16 protein-coding genes and 2 pseudogenes are annotated in these 16,377 nt (G+C 71.8%); 13 read left to right on the forward strand and 5 right to left on the reverse strand.

Annotated elements, in window-relative coordinates:
- Positions 1 to 55: 55 nt before the first annotated feature.
- The 6 genes and pseudogenes from J7E93_RS11150 to J7E93_RS11170 form a co-directional block, all read left to right on the forward strand.
- Positions 56 to 703 (forward strand): amino acid ABC transporter permease, encoded by a 648-nt coding sequence (locus tag J7E93_RS11150; protein WP_215067967.1) that lies wholly within the window; start codon positions 56 to 58, stop codon positions 701 to 703.
- Positions 700 to 1,608: an amino acid ABC transporter permease gene (locus J7E93_RS11155; protein ID WP_215067969.1), complete on the forward strand. Its 909-nt coding sequence runs from the start codon at positions 700 to 702 to the stop codon at positions 1,606 to 1,608. The genes J7E93_RS11150 and J7E93_RS11155 overlap by 4 nt, the downstream gene beginning before the upstream one ends.
- Positions 1,609 to 1,771: 163 nt before the next feature.
- A complete protein-coding gene (locus tag J7E93_RS11160) occupies positions 1,772 to 3,721 on the forward strand; it encodes an FAD-dependent monooxygenase (protein ID WP_308368317.1) in 1,950 nt (649 codons plus the stop codon).
- A gap of 47 nt (positions 3,722 to 3,768) precedes the next feature.
- Complete coding sequence (locus J7E93_RS38330; RefSeq protein WP_322747027.1) at positions 3,769 to 3,840, forward strand: putative leader peptide; 72 nt, start codon at positions 3,769 to 3,771, stop codon at positions 3,838 to 3,840.
- Between the two features lie 84 nt (positions 3,841 to 3,924).
- Positions 3,925 to 4,527: a cysteine dioxygenase family protein gene (locus J7E93_RS11165; RefSeq protein WP_215067971.1), complete on the forward strand. Its 603-nt coding sequence runs from the start codon at positions 3,925 to 3,927 to the stop codon at positions 4,525 to 4,527.
- Positions 4,524 to 4,907: pseudogene (locus J7E93_RS11170) on the forward strand (rhodanese-like domain-containing protein); the annotation flags it as partial. The gene J7E93_RS11165 and the pseudogene J7E93_RS11170, both read left to right, overlap by 4 nt.
- A gap of 180 nt (positions 4,908 to 5,087) precedes the next feature.
- On the opposite strand, the gene recX reads toward J7E93_RS11170, so the two are convergent.
- Together recX and recA are read right to left on the reverse strand one after the other, a co-directional pair.
- Complete coding sequence (recX, locus tag J7E93_RS11175; RefSeq protein ID WP_215067975.1) at positions 5,088 to 5,654, reverse strand: recombination regulator RecX; 567 nt, start codon at positions 5,652 to 5,654, stop codon at positions 5,088 to 5,090.
- Between the two features lie 4 nt (positions 5,655 to 5,658).
- The gene (recA, locus tag J7E93_RS11180; protein WP_215068008.1) at positions 5,659 to 6,795 is read right to left on the reverse strand and encodes a recombinase RecA; all 1,137 of its coding nucleotides are present in this window, start codon (positions 6,793 to 6,795) and stop codon (positions 5,659 to 5,661) included.
- Between the two features lie 261 nt (positions 6,796 to 7,056).
- Here recA and J7E93_RS11185 point away from each other — a divergent pair, with 261 nt between their 5' ends.
- The 6 genes and pseudogenes from J7E93_RS11185 to J7E93_RS11205 all read left to right on the forward strand — a co-directional run bounded on the left by J7E93_RS11185 (position 7,057) and on the right by J7E93_RS11205 (position 13,105).
- Complete coding sequence (locus J7E93_RS11185) at positions 7,057 to 8,283, forward strand: sensor histidine kinase (RefSeq protein ID WP_215067977.1); 1,227 nt, start codon at positions 7,057 to 7,059, stop codon at positions 8,281 to 8,283.
- On the forward strand, positions 8,280 to 8,945 hold the full coding sequence (locus J7E93_RS11190; protein WP_215067979.1) for a response regulator transcription factor: 666 nt from the start codon (positions 8,280 to 8,282) through the stop codon (positions 8,943 to 8,945). The genes J7E93_RS11185 and J7E93_RS11190 overlap by 4 nt, the downstream gene beginning before the upstream one ends.
- 233 nt (positions 8,946 to 9,178) lie before the next feature.
- A pseudogene (locus J7E93_RS38030) lies at positions 9,179 to 9,259 on the forward strand (hypothetical protein); the annotation flags it as partial.
- Between the two features lie 64 nt (positions 9,260 to 9,323).
- A complete protein-coding gene (locus J7E93_RS38035; RefSeq protein WP_308368320.1) occupies positions 9,324 to 10,031 on the forward strand; it encodes a cytochrome ubiquinol oxidase subunit I in 708 nt (235 codons plus the stop codon).
- Positions 10,032 to 10,040: 9 nt separating this feature from the next.
- On the forward strand, positions 10,041 to 10,913 hold the full coding sequence (locus tag J7E93_RS11200; protein ID WP_251066360.1) for a cytochrome d ubiquinol oxidase subunit II: 873 nt from the start codon (positions 10,041 to 10,043) through the stop codon (positions 10,911 to 10,913).
- A gap of 41 nt (positions 10,914 to 10,954) precedes the next feature.
- Positions 10,955 to 13,105, forward strand: coding sequence for an MMPL family transporter (locus J7E93_RS11205; protein WP_215067986.1), 2,151 nt, complete (start codon positions 10,955 to 10,957; stop codon positions 13,103 to 13,105).
- Positions 13,106 to 13,116: 11 nt separating this feature from the next.
- Here the strand turns inward: J7E93_RS11205 and J7E93_RS11210 are convergent, their stop codons facing one another.
- Together J7E93_RS11210 and J7E93_RS11215 are read right to left on the reverse strand one after the other, a co-directional pair.
- Positions 13,117 to 14,262, reverse strand: coding sequence for an AI-2E family transporter (locus J7E93_RS11210; RefSeq protein ID WP_215068010.1), 1,146 nt, complete (start codon positions 14,260 to 14,262; stop codon positions 13,117 to 13,119).
- Positions 14,263 to 14,616: 354 nt separating this feature from the next.
- Complete coding sequence (locus J7E93_RS11215) at positions 14,617 to 14,811, reverse strand: DUF3046 domain-containing protein (RefSeq protein WP_215067988.1); 195 nt, start codon at positions 14,809 to 14,811, stop codon at positions 14,617 to 14,619.
- Between the two features lie 79 nt (positions 14,812 to 14,890).
- On the opposite strand from J7E93_RS11215, the gene J7E93_RS11220 reads away from it, so the two are divergent.
- Positions 14,891 to 15,820 (forward strand): hypothetical protein, encoded by a 930-nt coding sequence (locus J7E93_RS11220; protein ID WP_215067990.1) that lies wholly within the window; start codon positions 14,891 to 14,893, stop codon positions 15,818 to 15,820.
- A gap of 105 nt (positions 15,821 to 15,925) precedes the next feature.
- On the opposite strand, the gene J7E93_RS11225 is transcribed toward J7E93_RS11220, so the two are convergent.
- A complete protein-coding gene (locus J7E93_RS11225; RefSeq protein ID WP_215067992.1) occupies positions 15,926 to 16,234 on the reverse strand; it encodes an AzlD domain-containing protein in 309 nt (102 codons plus the stop codon).
- Between the last annotated feature and the right edge of the window lie 143 nt (positions 16,235 to 16,377).

A 16,377-nucleotide genomic window follows, 5' to 3' on the forward strand; every position in this document is an offset into this window, starting at 1 on the left:
CCCCTGCCCTGGCACGCCTTGTCCGTAGGCCGCTGACCGCCGACGCGGAGACCTCATGAACGTACTGCTCGACCATTTCCCGGAGTTCCGCGACGGCTTCATAGGAACCGTGTCGATCACCGCCGTCAGCTCGGTCATCGCGCTGGTCCTCGGCGTCATCGTCGCCGGCTTCCGGGTCTCGCCCGTCCCGCCCCTGCGCTTCTTCGGCACCCTCTGGGTGACCCTGCTGCGCAACACCCCGCTGACGCTGCTCTTCCTCGTCTCGTTCTTCGTGGTCCCGGAGATCCTCTTCCCGGGCATGAGCCCCTTCGTGCTCGGCTCGCTCGCGCTCGGCTTCTACACCTCGGCCTTCGTCTGCGAGGCCGTCCGCTCCGGCATCAGCACCGTGCCGCTCGGCCAGGCCGAGGCGGCCCGTTCGCTCGGCATGACCTTCTCGCAGACGCTGCGGATGATCGTGCTGCCGCAGGCGACCCGTACCGTGCTGCCCCCGCTGAGCTCGATCTTCATCGCGCTCACCAAGAACTCGGCCATCGCCGGCGCCTTCAGCGTCACCGAGCTTTTCGGCTGGCAGACGCTGATGAGCGAGCAGGGCTACGCGATCGGCCCGATCTTCGTCTGGGTGGCCGCCGCGTACCTGGTCGTCACCTTCACCATCAGCGGGATCTTCCGCGTCCTCGAGCGCCGCATGGAGGTCGCCCGATGAGTGCCAGCGTTCTCTACGACACCCCGGGCCCCAAGGCGCGCGTCCGCAACCGGATCTACGCGGTCCTGGGCACCGTCGCCATCGTCGCGCTGCTCGCGGTGAGCGTGCTGCGGCTGAGCGACAAGGGTCATCTCGACCCCGCGATGTGGGACATCTTCAACTACGCGGGCATCCGGCAGAACATCGCCGACGCCCTTCTCTCCACCCTCAAGGCGTTCGGTCTCGCGGCCGTCGGCTCGCTCGTCCTCGGTGTGCTGCTCGCCGTCGCCCGGCTCTCCGACCACCGGCCGGTGCGCATGCTGGCCACCGGCTTCATCGAGCTCTTCCGCTCCATCCCGCTGCTGATCACGATCTACGCCGTGTGGGTCGCCTTCCTCACCGACTACTCGATGTGGGCACTGGCGCTCGGCCTGTCGATCTACAACGGCTGTGTGCAGGCCGAGGTGCTGCGCGCCGGCGTCAACGCGGTGCCCAAGGGCCAGCGCGAGGCGGCGTACGCCCTGGGCATGACGAAGACCCAGGTGATGACGACCGTCCTGATGCCGCAGGCGATCCGGTCGATGCTGCCGACGATCATCAGCCAGCTGGTGGTCACCCTGAAGGACACCTCCCTCGGGTTCGTCATCCTCTACCCCGAGCTGCTCTACTCGGCCCGGCTGATCGCGTCCAACACCCAGGTCAACGGCCAGTACCCGTACGTCTCCACCATCGTGGTCTTCGGCGCCATCTACATCGCGCTGTGTCTGGCGCTCTCCGCGCTCGCCACCTGGATCGAGAAGCGCGGCCGCCGGGCGAAGACCGGGATCGCGGTGGCCCATGCCGGGGCTCCGGGCACGGATGCCGAGGCAGGAGCCCTCGAACCGGCCGGTGACGCGGCCGACGGGCCTGGCATCACGAAGAACTGACAGTATGTGACATCATCCGGGGGCAGTGGCGGTCGCGCCGCTGCCCCCGTCGCTTGACGCAAGCACCCGCAATGGGTTGCATACGTTCTGTGATCACGCACCGGGCTCGCGCCACTCTTCGCTGTGCTACCCGCATGACCGAACGGCCTTCAGGAGCCGCGCCGTGGACCCGGTGATCATCGTCGGCGCAGGGCCCGTGGGCCTCGCGCTCTCCCTTGCCCTGGCCTCGCAGGGCGTGCCGAGCATCGTCCTCGACGAGGGGCCCGGCAAGGAGGAGCCACGCCCCGCCCGTACGGTCGTGCTGCGCGCCGACATGGCCGCGATGGTGGAACGGCTCGGCTGCACCACCCTGCGTGACGAGGGAGTCCGGTGGGTCGGCTGGCGCTCACTGCGCCGCAAGCAACAGATGAGGCACATCGAGCTGAATCTCGGTCTCGGCGGTACGGAGAGTGACGGCGACGGCCCGGCGGCTCCCCTGCACATCCCGCAGCACGCCCTCGCGCGCGGCCTGCGCGACGCGATCGCCGGGCAGGAGCTCGTCCGCCTCGTCACCGAGGCCCGGCTCGACGCGATCGAGCAGGACGCCCACGGCATCACCGCCCACACCCGCGGGCCGGGAGGGACCTGGTGGCGCGGCAGCCACCTGGTCGGCTGCGACGGCGCCCGCTCCACCGTGCGCAAGCTGCTCTCCGTCCGCTTCCCCGGGCGCACGGCGGTGGAACGGCACGCCGTCGCCGCACTGCGGACGGAACTCCCCTGGGCCGGCGAAGCCCTGTTGCACCGTCAGCCTCCGTGGCGAGGCGGCGGCGACGAGATCACGGCCCGCCCGCTGCCCGACGGCGTCTGGAGGATCGACTGGCTGCTGCCGCCGCGCGGGGACCTCGTCACCCCCGACGCTCTGATCACCAAGATCCGGGACACGCTGGCAGGGTGGTGCGGCGGCGAGACTCCGCCGTACGAACTGATCGACACCGGCGTCCACACGCTGCACCATCGGCTCGCCCGGCGCTGGCGGGTGGACCGGGTCTTCCTCGCGGGCGACGCGGCGCATCTGCTCGGCGCGGTCGGCACCCAGGGCCTCGACGAGGGGCTGCGGGACGCCGACAACCTGGCCTGGAAGCTCGCCCACGCCTGGCACCACGGGGCGTCCGACACACTGCTCGACAGTTACCAGAGCGAGCGCCGGGCCGCCGTCGCCTCCCGGCTGCGGGCCGCCGACCAGTCTCTGCCCGTACTGCGCGGCGGTGGGGGTCTGCGGACGTACATCCCCGGTGGAACACGGGGCCACGACACTCTGCTGGCCGACGGTCACCTGGGGCGCGGCCCGCTCGGCGCGCCTCCCTCCTACCCGCACTCCCCCCTCGCGCCCCCGGACGCCGGGGCCGCCCGGGTCGCGGTCGGCACGGCGGAGGGCTCGCCGGTGGAGGACGTCCGGGTGACCGCGCCGGACGGCACGACCGTACGGCTCCGGGACCGGCTCGGTCAGGGGCGGCTCCTGGTGGTGCTCGTCGCGCCCGGCACCGGTGTGTGGGACCGGCGGCACTGGATGAGCGCGGGTGTGATGCCCCGGCTCGTCGACGCGGTGCGGGCCCTGCCGGCGAAGGCGGAGTTGCTGGTGACCGAGGCCTACCCGGGCGCGGCGGCTCACACCGTCCTGCTGGTGCGCCCGGACGGGCATCTGGTCGCCGCGTTCTCCGGGGTCCAGCCGGCGGAGCTGTACGCGGCGGCGGACGCGACCCGGGGCGGAGCGGCGAAGACGCCCGAGGAGCCGCCGGAGCCCGCGAAGCCGGCGAAACAGGGGGCGGCGCGGTCCGCTCCGAAGGCGGCTACGGGCCGGAAGGATCCGAAGGGCGCGACGGTCACCAAGGGCGCGAAGGTCACCAAGGGCGCGACGAGCGCGAAGGGTACGAAGGGCGCGAAGATGGCCGGCGGCGGTTCGAAGCCGGCTTCGAGGACGACCTCCAGGGCCGGGAAGAAGGCCGGCCCCCGAACGCCGTCCCCCGCGCGGTCCCAGCCACCCGAGGCGCCGTCCGGAGCGCTGCCCAAGACACCCGTCAAAGCGCCCTCGCAAGCGAACGCCCAGACGCGCGACCGCACCGCGGACATCAATTGACCGTCGCGGGCGCACATGGTGTACTCCGGAACGTGACCGACACCGATGTGCGCCTGTGGCGGAGGGTCCATATGGACCTGATCCGCTATGCGGGCTGCGTGTGTCGCCCGTCCTGCTGACTTCGCCTCTCCTTCCGCGCGCCCTTCGCCGCTGACGTCGGCGTACCGTCGCGCGTTCCCCGCGAACCCTCAGGACGGTCTTCCGTGCCCCAGCACGTCTCCACGCCTCCCCTCGCCCCTGCCCCGGCCCTTGCCTCTGGCTCTGCCTCCGCCTCTGGCTCTGGCTCTGCCTCTGCCGGCCGCTCCGGGTCCTCCGCCCCCACCGCGGCCGACCTTCTGGACTTCGTCCGCCGTACCGCCGCGGACATGGAACTCATCGACTCCCTGCCGCTCGACCCCGAGGGCCGTACCTGGGTGCGGCTCGACGGGCCCGGCGGCAGCGAGGCCTGGCTCATCGGCTGGCCGCCCGGCACCGGCACGGGCTGGCACGACCACGCCGAGTCGTACGGTGCCTTCACCGCCGCGCGCGGCACCCTGAAGGAGAACTCCCTCGCGGTACGGCTTCCGGCGGGCGGCTGGAAGACCCTGGAACTGTCCGACGGGTTCGACAGGCATCGGCGGTTGACGGCCGGCAAGGGGCGCGCGTTCGGGCGGCACCATGTGCACGAGGTGCTCAACGAGTCCCGGGACACGCACGCCGTGTCGGTGCACGCCTACTATCCGCCGCTCCCGCTGCTCCGGCGTTTCAGCCGGTCGGGCGCGGTGCTCCGTCTTGAGCAGGTCGAGCGTCCGGAGGACTGGCAGTGAGCAGCGAGCGCGTGGGGATCGACGAGCACCTGGAGCGGGTCAGGTCCGGCCTGGACCGGATCGAGGCGCGTGCCGCCTACGAGGCGTACCGAGCGGGTGACGCGCTCCTGGTCGACACGCGGTACGCGGCGCTGCGGGAGCGGGACGGGCTGATCCCCGGCGCGCTGGTCGTGGAGCGGAACGAGCTGGAGTGGCGGCTCGACCCGCTGGGCAGCCATCGGGCGCCGCAGGCGGACAGCCACGACCTGCGGGTGGTCGTGTTCTGCAACGAGGGCTACGCGTCCTCCCTGGCCGCGGCCTCACTACGGCAGTTGGGGCTGCACCGTGCGACCGATGTGATCGGCGGCTTCCAGGCGTGGAAGGTCGCGGGCCTGCCGGTGCTGCTGCCGTCCGATCCCCGACGCCCCGTGGAGGACGCCCCTGCAGGGGGCTCGGTGGAGGACACCCCGTTGGGAGGGCCCCTTTGAGAACGCCCTGCTGAGAAGAGCCCGTTCCGATGGGCCTGTTCAGAGTCCCGTTCCGATGGGCCTGTTCGGAAGGCCCCGGGGAGGGCGCCGCTTTCAGAAGGGCTCTTCCAGACCTTCCGTGTCCTCGCCCTCTTCCTCCAGGGCCTGCCTGACGACCCGTAGGGCCATGCCCTCCGCGTACCCCTTGCGGGCGAGCATCCCCGCGAGCCGGCGCAGCCTGCGGTCGCGGTCGAGGCCGCGGGTGGCACGGAGTTTGCGGTCGACGAGCTCGCGGGCGGTGATCTCCTCCTGCTCGGAGTCCAGTTGCCCCACCGCCTCCTGGATGAGCGAGGGATCGACACCCTTGGTGCGCAGCTCGCGGGCGAGGGCCCGGCGGGCGAGGCCCCGCCCGTGGTGCCGCGACTCCACCCAGGCGTCCGCGAAGGCCGCGTCGTCGATCAGTCCGACGTCCTCGAAGCGGGAGAGGACCTCTTCGGCGACTTCGTCGGGGATCTCACGCTTGCGCAGGGCGTCGGCGAGCTGCTTGCGGGTGCGGGGGGTCCCGGTGAGCAGGCGCAGGCAGATCGCCCGCGCCCGCTCAGCCGGTTCCTGGGGCGACAGCTCTTTCTCGGCCCTCGACGAGTCGGGGCTGTCGCCCGGCCATTCGGTACGACCGGTCACCGGATCAGCTCTTGGCCGCCGGGGCCTTGGTCGCCTTGGCGGTCTTGGCCGCCGGTGCGGTCTTGGCCGCCTCGTCCGTGGCCGCCGCGTCCGTGCTCACGGCGCCCGGGGCCGGCTCGGCCGTCACGGCCTCCGGTCGGACACCGACGCCGAGCTTCTCCTTGATCTTCTTCTCGATCTCGTCGGCGAGGTCGGGGTTGTCCTTCAGGAAGTTGCGGGCGTTCTCCTTGCCCTGGCCGAGCTGGTCGCCCTCGTACGTGTACCAGGCGCCGGCCTTGCGGACGAAGCCGTGCTCCACGCCCATGTCGATCAGGCCGCCCTCGCGGCTGATGCCCTGGCCGTAGAGGATGTCGAACTCGGCCTGCTTGAAGGGGGGCGCGACCTTGTTCTTGACGACCTTGACGCGGGTGCGGTTGCCGACCGCGTCCGTGCCGTCCTTCAGGGTCTCGATGCGGCGGATGTCGAGGCGCACGGAGGCGTAGAACTTCAGGGCGCGGCCACCGGTCGTGGTCTCCGGCGAGCCGAACATCACGCCGATCTTCTCGCGGAGCTGGTTGATGAAGATCGCGGTGGTCTTGGACTGGTTGAGCGCGCTGGTGATCTTTCGGAGGGCCTGGCTCATCAGACGGGCCTGCAGACCGACGTGCGAGTCACCCATCTCGCCCTCGATCTCCGCACGCGGGACGAGCGCGGCGACGGAGTCGATGACGATCAGGTCCAGGGCGCCGGAGCGGACGAGCATGTCGACGATCTCGAGCGCCTGCTCGCCGTTGTCCGGCTGGGACAGGATGAGGTTGTCGATGTCGACGCCGAGCTTCTTGGCGTACTCGGGGTCGAGGGCGTGCTCGGCGTCGACGAACGCGACCTGGCCGCCGGCCTTCTGGGCGTTCGCGACGGCGTGCAGGGTCAGGGTCGTCTTACCGGAGGACTCCGGGCCGTAGATCTCCACGACACGACCGCGCGGCAGGCCGCCGACGCCGAGGGCGATGTCGAGGGCGGTCGAACCGGTGGAGATCACCTCGATCGGCTCCTGGGTACGGTCGCCCATGCGCATCACGGCACCCTTGCCGAATTGCCGTTCAATCTGTGCGAGTGCGGCTTCGAGGGCCTTCTCGCGGTCGGTTCCTGCCATGGGTTCCACCCGGTTTGCTTGAGTCGATCGCTTCATGTGAAAGACGCTAACCCCTGCCACTGACAATGGGCCCCGACGTCCCTCCGGCCTGTGGAAAACTCGGCGGCGTCCTGGCCGAGAAGCCCGTGATTCCAAGGGCCGGACCTTCATAAGAATGGATGTTCGATTTTGGTGTCAAGCGCACCACGCCGCCTGTGGACAGCCCTTCGCGGCACCCCCTCCCGGTCGGCGGATCACGGCGTGCGCCACGCCCCACCTATCCTTCCTGGCATGGCCCTCCCCTTCCGCGTCCCTGGCGGCCGTGTGTCCCCACGGGTCGCCGACGCCGTCGTGGCCCTGGTCGTCGCCGTCGTCGTGGCCGTCTGGACGCTGGTGTCGGCGCGGTACACGAGCGAGCCCACCGCCCGTACCGTCATCGGCTGGCTGCTCGTCGTGATCGGCTGCGGGGCGCTCTGCTTCCGGCGCCGGCTGCCGGTCACGGTCGCCGTCGTCACGCTGCTGGCCTGCGCGGTCTACTACCCGCTGTCGGCCCAGGACGGGCCTCTGATGATCGCCTTCGCGCTCGCGCTCTACACGACGGCCGCGGAGGGCCGGTTCGTCGCCGCGGTCACACTCGCCGCGGTCACCCTGCTCGCCGTGGGCATCGGCGAGATCCGTCAGGAGCCGGGCCGGCGCCAGATCGACGACACCTCGCTCGCGATGCTCGCCGGCTGGCTGATCAGCCTCGTCGCCGTGGGCCGCGCCCAGCGCACCCGGCTCGCCTATCTGCACGAGGTGGAACAGCGGGCGCTCGCCGCCGAGCGGGAGCAGGAGGCGCGGGCCCGGCAGAGCGCCTCCGAGGAACGGCTGCGCATCGCCCGGGAGCTGCACGACGTGCTCGGCCACAGCATCTCCCTCATCAACGTCCAGTCCGGTGCGGTGCTGCACCGGCTGAGCAAGAAGCCCGGACCGGACGTCGCGCTGGCCGCCGCCGAGGAGGCGCTGGAGGCGGTGAAGGCCACCAGCAAGGACGCGCTGCGCGAACTGCGTGCGACCCTCGGGGTACTGCGCCAGGCAGACGAGGCCGCGCCGACCTCACCGACCTCGGGTCTCGCCCTGCTCGGCGAGCTGGTGGAGCGGGCCAGGAGCACGGGCCTCGACGTCCGTACGAGCGTGGCGGGCACGCCCGTACCGCTGGCGCCGCCGGTCGACCTGGCCGCGTACCGGATCGTGCAGGAGTCGCTGACCAATGTGACCCGGCACTCGGGGGCGCGTACGGCGCTGATCACACTCGACTGGGGCGCGGACGAACTGCGCCTGCGCATCGAGGACGACGGCGAGGGATCGCCGGAGGAGCGACCGCTGGGCAGCGGGATCCGGGGCATGGCCGAGCGCGCCCGGGCGTTCGGCGGCGAACTCGCCGCGCACAACACGGCCGAGGGTTTCCTGGTCGACGCCCGGCTCCCGCTCGCCGCACCCACCACGTCACCGACCTTGCCCAAGGGAGACCCTCGATGATCCGCGTCGTACTCGCCGACGACCAGACCCTGGTCCGAGCGGGTTTCCGCTCGATCCTGGCCGACGAGGACGACATCGAGGTGGTCGGGGAGGCCGCGGACGGCGAGCAGGCGATCGCGCTCGCCCGTGAACTGCGCCCGGACGTCGTCCTCATGGACATCCGCATGCCGGGCCTGGACGGTCTCGAGGCCACTCGCCGCATCACCGCCGACCCCCGGCTCGAAGGGATCCGGGTGGTGATCCTGACCACCTTCGACATCGACGACTATGTCTACGGCGCGCTGCGCGCCGGGGCGAGCGGTTTCCTGGTGAAGGACACCGAGCCGATGGAGCTGCTGCACGGGGTACGGGTGGTGGCGCGCGGTGACGCGCTGATCGCCCCGGCCGTCACCCGCCGCCTGATCGCGGAGTTCGCCGGCCGCAGCAAGCAGCCCGACCCGAGCCCTCGGCTTAACGCCCTGACGGAGCGGGAGCGCGAGGTGATGGGCCTGGTGGGGGCCGGGCTGTCCAACGACGAGATCGCCCGACGACTGGTCCTGTCCCCGGCGACCGCCAAGACGCACGTCAGCCGGATCATGACCAAGCTCGACGTCCGGGACCGGGCGCAGTTGGTGATCCTGGCGTACGAGTCGGGGTTGATCACGCCGGGTTGGCTGGCCTAGCGCCGGGCGCCCTGCGGCCAACGCCCGGCCGGCCGGCCGGGTCAGACGGCACGCCCCCGATACCGGCGAGAGCGGTGGGATCGGCGAGTTCGGTCGGGGCACCCTTAGGGGGCACGCGCGCGTGGACGCAACTCCTGGGGTACGCGCGCGTGGGGCGGCGCAACCGCGGGGGTACGCCCACTGACCACCGCCGGGCGACGCCGTGCCCGTAGCCGTACGCCGACGCTGGCAGCGTGAATCCAGACGTCCTCGATCTCGCCCGGCTGCAGTTCGCCCTCACGGCGGGCGGCCACTTCCTCTTCGTCGCCCTCACCCTGGGTCTCGCGACGGTCGTCGCCGTGCTCCAGACCGCGGCAACGATCGGCCGGAAGCCGCTGCGTGGCCGGAGTCAGCGCGTTCCACCTCTTCCGGCGCACACCCGAGTGGGAGTTCTTCGGCCGGAGCCTGCGGATCGGGGTGTTCCTCTCCTTCCCCGCGCTGATGGTCACGGCCGTCTTCGGTGGCATCCAGTTCGCCGCGCTGCGCACCCTGCAGCCCATGAAGTCGGCCGTTTTCAGCCGGCAGACCGCTGAGATCGAGCGGCTCCAGACGGACATGGCGGCCCGCTTCGGCCCCGGCGACTACGTCCCCTCCGAGGCGTGGACGCGGGGCGGCGGTCTGGTCATGCTCATCTGCTTCGGCCTGATGATGTACTTCACCTTCGCGGGCGTGATCATGGCCTGCTTCAAGAAGGTCGTCTTCCGCTTCCGGCTCTGGCACCTCGCGCTGATGGCCACCGTGCCGCTGCCCTACCTGGCGATGATCAGCGGCTGGATCTTCCGTGAAGCGGGCCGCCAGCCCTGGGTCGTGTACGGACTGCTGACGACCGAGGACGCGGTCTCCGACCTCTCGCCCACGTCGATGCGCGTCTCGCTGGCCGTCTTCACCACCCTCTTCGCGCTGCTCGTGGTCCTCAACGCCTGGCTGCTCGCCCGGTTCGCCCGCCGTGGGCCCGTCGACTCCGGTCTCGGCCACGACGACCGTACGGAAGCCGGCGAAGTCCCCGCCGAGGACTCCGCCGAAGCCGTTCCCCCCGCGCGCTACTAGGAGCCGACCATGGACACCCTCGCCATCGCCCTGCTCGCGTTCTTCGCCACCGGGTACTTCGTCCTCGCGGGCGCGGACATCGGGACCGGGATGCTCGTCCCGTACCTCGGCCGCACCGATCGTGAACGCCGCCTGGTCATCACCGCCTTCGCGCCCTTCTTTCTCGGCAACGAGGTGTGGCTGATCGCCACCGCCGGAGTGCTCGTCGGCTGCTTCCCCGAGCTCGAAGGGGAGTTGCTGACGGGCCAGTTCGTCGTGCTCGTGCCCTTGCTGACCGGCTGGATCGTCCGTGACGTCGGGCTGTGGTCGCGTGGCCGAGGACCGGGCGGAAGCGGCGGCGGAGGCAGCGGCAGCGGCAGCGGCAGCGGCAGCGGCAGCGGCAGCGGCCGAGTCTGGCGCGCGCTGTGCGACGGGGCGGTGGTGTGCGGCAGTTGGACGGTGGCGCTGGCCTGGGGCCGGCTGCTGGCGGCGCTCCTGATCGGCGGGACGTCACATGAGAGCGGCGCGCCGTACGAGAGCGGCACGGCGTACGGGTCCGGCGCGCCGTACGAGACCGCCACCGGCCCGGCCGCCGTCCTCATCGCCCTCGCCGTGGCCGCCCTGTTCGCAGCCCACGGGCTCGGTTTCGCCATGCTGCGGCTGACGGGCCTCCCGTACGCCCGCGCCCGTCTGCTCGTGGGACGGACCGGCCCTGGCAGTCCTTCGCCCTCACCGCCGTCCTCCTCGGCGCGCTTCCCGTGTTCGCCGGAAGCGCCCTGCCGCTGGCCGCCGAGGCCGCGGACGGCGCCACGCTCGCGCTGCTCGTACCCGCCCTGCTCGTCGTCACACCGTTCCTCGTCGCGGCCCAGGTGTGGACCTGGCGCACCTTCCGGCATCGGGTGACCCGTCCCTCGTACCTGTGACTTCCAGAAGGAGAAACGATCATGACCCTCACACGGGACACCGCTCCCCCGGCCACCCGAAGGGGCAGCGTCTTCGAGCGCCTGGCCCTCTTCTCGTACCGCCACCGCTGGTCCGCCGTGCTGCTGTGGATCGTGGTGGTGGCCGCCGCGACCGGTGCCTCGACGACCGTCGGCAGCGCCTATCACAACGACTTCTCGCTTCCCGGCACCGATTCGCAGGCGGCGCGGACCGTCCTGGAGCGGCACGGATCGGCCCAGGCCGCGGACGCGACGCTGCAGATCGTGGTCAAGGACGAGCAGGGCGTCCGCGGAAAGACGGTCCACGCGCGCGTGGAGCGGTTGCTCGGCACGGTCGCGGACCTGCCGGGGGTGGCCGCTGTCCGTAGCCCCTACGAGGACGCGGCGGCGGTCTCCCCGGACGGGACGGTCGGCTACGCCACCGTCACCCTCGACGGCGAGGCGGCGAACACCGACCGCGCCCAGGTCGTGAAGATCATCGAGACCGTGCGCGCGGCCCAGGGCGATGGACTGACCGCTGCGGTCGGCGGTGACGCGGCGCGCGGCGCCGAGGAAGGCGGAGGAGGCGCCGCCGAGGGCGCGGGCATGCTGGGCGCGCTGGTCATCCTGGTCTTCCTCTTCGGATCGCTCGTCGCCGCGAGCCTGCCCGTCGTGACCGCGCTCTTCGCGGTCGGCAGCTCCATCGGTCTCATCGCGCTGGCCTCGCACCTCGCGGACGTCGCCGACTTCACCCCGCCGATCATGATGCTGGTCGGCCTCGGCGTCGGCATCGACTACGCGCTGCTGATCTTCTCCCGCTACCGCGGCGAACTGCTGAACGGCGCCGAGCCCGAGCAGGCCACCCGGACGGCCCTCGACGCGGCGGGACGGACCGTCTTCTTCGCCGGCTGCACGGTGATCATCGCGCTGATGGGCCTGGTGGCACTCGGGCTCGGTTCGCTGCAGGGTGTCGCCCTCGCCGTCGCCCTGACCGTCCTGGTCACGATGGCCGCCTCCCTCACCCTCCTCCCGGCGCTGCTCGGCATCTTCGGCCGGCGGATCGGGCGGCAGGTCGGCAAGCGGGCCGCGAAGAGCCGGCGGGTGGAAGGCGCAGGGTGGCGGCGCTGGGCGACCGGCGTCCAGAAGCGGCCGTGGGCGGCGCTCCTCGTCTCCATGGCGGCCCTCGGCGCGCTCGCCGCTCCCGCCCTCGACATGCGCCTCGGCTTCGCCGACGCGGGCAACGACGCCCCCACCCAGTCCAGCCGGCAGGCGTACGACCTGCTGGCCGACGGCTTCGGGCCCGGTTTCAACGGACCGCTGATCGTGGTCGCGGACGGCGGCGGCGAGGGCACCGCGACGCAGCTGCGCCGGGTCCTGGAGAACACGGACGGCGTCGCGGCCGTGAAGGGGCCGATCCCGACGAGGGACCCATCCGTCTCGACCGTGATCGCCTTCCCCGACTCGGCTCCGCAGGCCGAGGCGACCTCGGAGCTGGTCGACCGGCTGCGGACGGACGTCCTGCCGCCGCTGGAGCGGCGGACAGGAGCCGATCTGCTGGTCGGCGGGCCGACGGCGGCGACCGAGGACTTCGCCTCCACCGTCTCGGACCGGATGCCGCTGTTCGTCGCGATCGTCGTCGGGCTCTCCGCTCTGCTGCTGCTCCTCGTCTTCCGTTCGGTACTGATCCCGGTCAAGGCGGCGCTGCTCAACCTGGTCAGCATCGGGGCGGCCCTCGGCGTGATCACCCTGGTCTTCCAGCACGGCTGGTTCGGGGTGCAGCCGGGCCCGATCGAGGCGTTCATCCCGGTCATGATCTTCGCGATCGTCTTCGGGCTCTCGATGGACTACGAGGTCTTCCTGCTCTCCCGGATCCACGAGGCGTGGGAGCGCGGCCGGGAGCCGCAGGAGGCGGTGAAGGAGGGCCTGGCGGCGACCGGGAAGGTCATCACGGCCGCCGCGGCGATCATGATCGTGGTCTTCTCCGCCTTCGTCCTCAGCCCCGACCGGATGCTGCGGCAGTTCGGCCTCGGCCTCGCCGTGGCGATCCTGCTGGACGCGGTGGTCATCCGCTGTCTGATCGTGCCGGCGGTGATGCGGCTGATGGGCCGCCGGGCATGGTGGCTGCCGGCTCCGCTGCGGCGCGTCCTTCCGAAGGTGCGGCTGGAGCACGGGTGACCCGGGGCGGGTCAGGCGCCGTCCTTCGGGGACACCGCCTGGCCCTGCTCCTTCTTGTGGTGCAGCGCCTTCTGCAGCCGGGCGACGACCGCCTCCCCGTAGCGCCGGTGGCCGTGGACCCGGGGATCGTCGGTGACGTCGTACCGCTTCACATAGGCACCGAGGAACGCCTGGAGCGTGGCGACGGCGGGAATGGCGATCAGCGCACCGACCGCGCCGAGCAGCGCGGTGCCGGCGATCACTGAACCGAAGGCCACCGCCGGGTGGATGTCCACGGTCTTGGACGTCAACTTCGGCTGGAGTACGTAGTTCTCGAACTGCTGGTAGACGACGACGAAGACCAGCACCCACAGCGCGTACCAGGGGTTCTCGGTGAACGCGATCAGCATCGGCAGCGCGCCGGCCAGATACGTACCGATGGTGGGGATGAACTGGGAGACCAGGCCGACCCAGACCGCGAGCGCGGGGGCGTACGGGACGTTCAGGACCTCCAGCAGGACGAAGTGCGCGACGCCCGAGATCAGCGCCATCAGACCGCGGGAGTAGAGGTAGCCGCCCGTCTTGTCGACGGCGATCTCCCAGGCCCGCAGCACCTCGCTCTGGCGGGCCGGCGGCAGGACGGAGCACAGGGCGCGGCGCAGCCGGGGCCCGTCCGCCGCGAAGTAGAACGAGAACAGGAAGATCATCAGCAGCTTGAACAGGCCGCCGAGGACGGTGGCGGAGACGTCGAGCACGCCGGTGGCGCTGTTCTGCACGTACTTCCGGAGCCAGTCCGAGCGCAGGACGCTGTCCTGGACCTCGACCCGGGAGAGCTCGGTGTGGAAGGTCTGGTTGATCCAGTTGATCAGCGAGTCGAGGTACTTCGGGAAGTTCTCGAACATGTCGACGATCTGGCCGGCAAGCATCGAGCCGAGGAGCACGACGAAGCCGACGCCGACGACCATGACGGCGAAGAAGACGAGGAAGGTCGCGAGGCCCCGGCGCATGCCGCGGGCCGCCATGCGGCCGACGGCGGGTTCGATGGCGAGGGCGAGGAAGAAGGCGACGAGGATGTTGACGAGCAGCCCGATGAGCTGGTGGAAGGCCCAGTTGCCGAGCTGGAAGCAGGCGTAGAGCGCGAGGGCGAGCACCAGGGCGCGGGGCAGCCAGCGGGGCATCAGCGCGGCGGCGGGCACCCCCGCGCGGGCGCTCCGCGCGTCCGGGCCGCCCGAGGTCACGGCCCGGTCGGAGGACGTCCTGTCGCTCCCGCCGGCAGTGCCGTCAGCGGTCCCGTCGGAAGGCGTCTGGCCGGTCCCCTCGGGGCTCGCCGCGCCGGTGCCGTCGGAAGGCGCCTTGCCGGTCGCGTCAGCGGTCTGGTCGGAAGGCATCCTGTCGGTCCCGTCGGCGGCCCCGTCGGAGCTCGCCGCGCCGGTCCCATCGGAAGGCGTGTTGCCGGTCTCGTCGGTTTCGTCATTCGGAGCCACCCCGCCAGTCTCGCGCACCGCGCGGACATTCCCTCCCCGGAGCCCGTCTCAGCGCTTGTCGGCGGGGAGATCCATCGCCGCGCAGACCGCCCGCCACACGTCCTTCGCCTCCCAGCCGGCGTCCAGTGCCTCGCGCACCGTACGACCGCCCAGTTCCGACATCACATGGTCCCGCGCGAAGGATTCGGCGTAGGCCGCACCGAAGTGGTCCGCCATCCGCTCCCAGAAAATCGTCAACCGCATGACCCCAGTATCCCGCCCCCAAGAGTGCAGCCCCGTCGGTAACGCTTGTCACACGTCCGTTCCGCCCTACGGTCGGACCATGGCTGGAACTCCTCTCGCGGCTCCGAACCCGACCGCCCTCGCGCGCGCCGAGCACTTCATCTGGCTCACGGCCCGCGTGCTCGAACAGCGGCGGTTCGCCTACCACTTCCTGCGCGGCGGCGCTGACCCTGTCGAGGTCGCCCTCTCGGCGTACCTCAACGAGGACGGCGGCTACGGCCACGGCCTCGAACCCGATCTGCGCGGCCCGGTCAGCCAGCCGCTGCACACCGGGCACGCTCTGAGGGTCCTCGACTCCATCGGCCGCTGCGGCGGGCTGCGGGTCGAGCGGATCTGCCGCTACCTCACCGAGGTGTCCACGCACGACGGGGCGCTGCCCGCCGTCCACCCGTCCCAGCGCGGCTACCCGGCCGCGCCTTTCGTGCCGATCGTCGACGACCCGCCCAGCTCGCTGCTGTCCACCGGCCCCGTGGTCGGGCTGCTCCACCGCAATCAGGTGTGGCACGCCTGGCTGTTCCGTGCCACCGAGTTCTGCTGGGAGGCGGTCGAGAACCTGAAGACATCGCATCCGTACGAGATCCAGGCCGCCGTCGCCTTCCTCGACGGGGTGCCCGACCGGGCGCGGGCGCAGGCGCTGGCCGATCGCCTGGGGCGCCTGGTGCGGGAACAGCGGCTGGCGGTGCTCGACCCCGACCACATCGACGCGTTCCCGGTGGCTCCGGGCTATGCGCCCGGCGAGCGCCACTTTCCGTACGACTACGCGCGCGTGCCGGACTCGCTGGCCCGCCGGTGGTTCACCGACGAGGAGCTGGCGCGCTCGCTCGACCACCTCGCCGACGCCCAGCAGGAGGACGGCGGCTGGCCGGTCAACTGGCGCCAGTGGGCACCGGGCACGGCCCTGGAGTCCCGCCCGATCGTCACGATCGAGGCCCTGCGCACGCTGCGCGCGCACGGGCGCCGGATCGACTGACCCGGCCGGTCACCCCGGCGCCCGCCTCCGGCCGGTCGCCCGCCCTGCCCGCCGTGGTGGCCCTCTCAGACAGGCGTGGCTGGGCGAGGGGGACCCGCGGCCGGGTCAGCCGCCGAGCGCCCTGACTCCCGCCGTGACCACCACGGCCGCGCCCACGACCACCAGGAACGGCGCCCGCAGGAGCAGGGCGCCCGCGGCGGCCGCGAGACCGGCGGCGCGGGCGTCCAGGACGAGCGCGCCCTGGGCGCCGAAGGTCTGCTGGGCGGTGAGCGCCGCCAGAAGGGCGACGGGCAGCAGGGCCGCAAGGCGCTGGACGAGCGGTCGTTCCAGAGCACCGACGGGCACCAGGAGCCCGAGCAGCTTGACGAGGTAACAGCCCACGGCCGTGAGGCCGATCGCGATCCAGACGCTCATCGAGCGTCCTCCTTCCCGGTCCGGTCGGCCGCGCCGACCCCGCCCGACTCCCCGACCCCGTCACGCGCACCACCACCGGCCCCGGCCCCGGCCTCACCGCCACCACCGCCACCACCGCCACCACCGCCACCGCCACCGCCACC

Source organism: Streptomyces sp. ISL-36, assembly GCF_018614205.1.
In the GTDB taxonomy this organism is placed as follows: domain Bacteria; phylum Actinomycetota; class Actinomycetes; order Streptomycetales; family Streptomycetaceae; genus Streptomyces.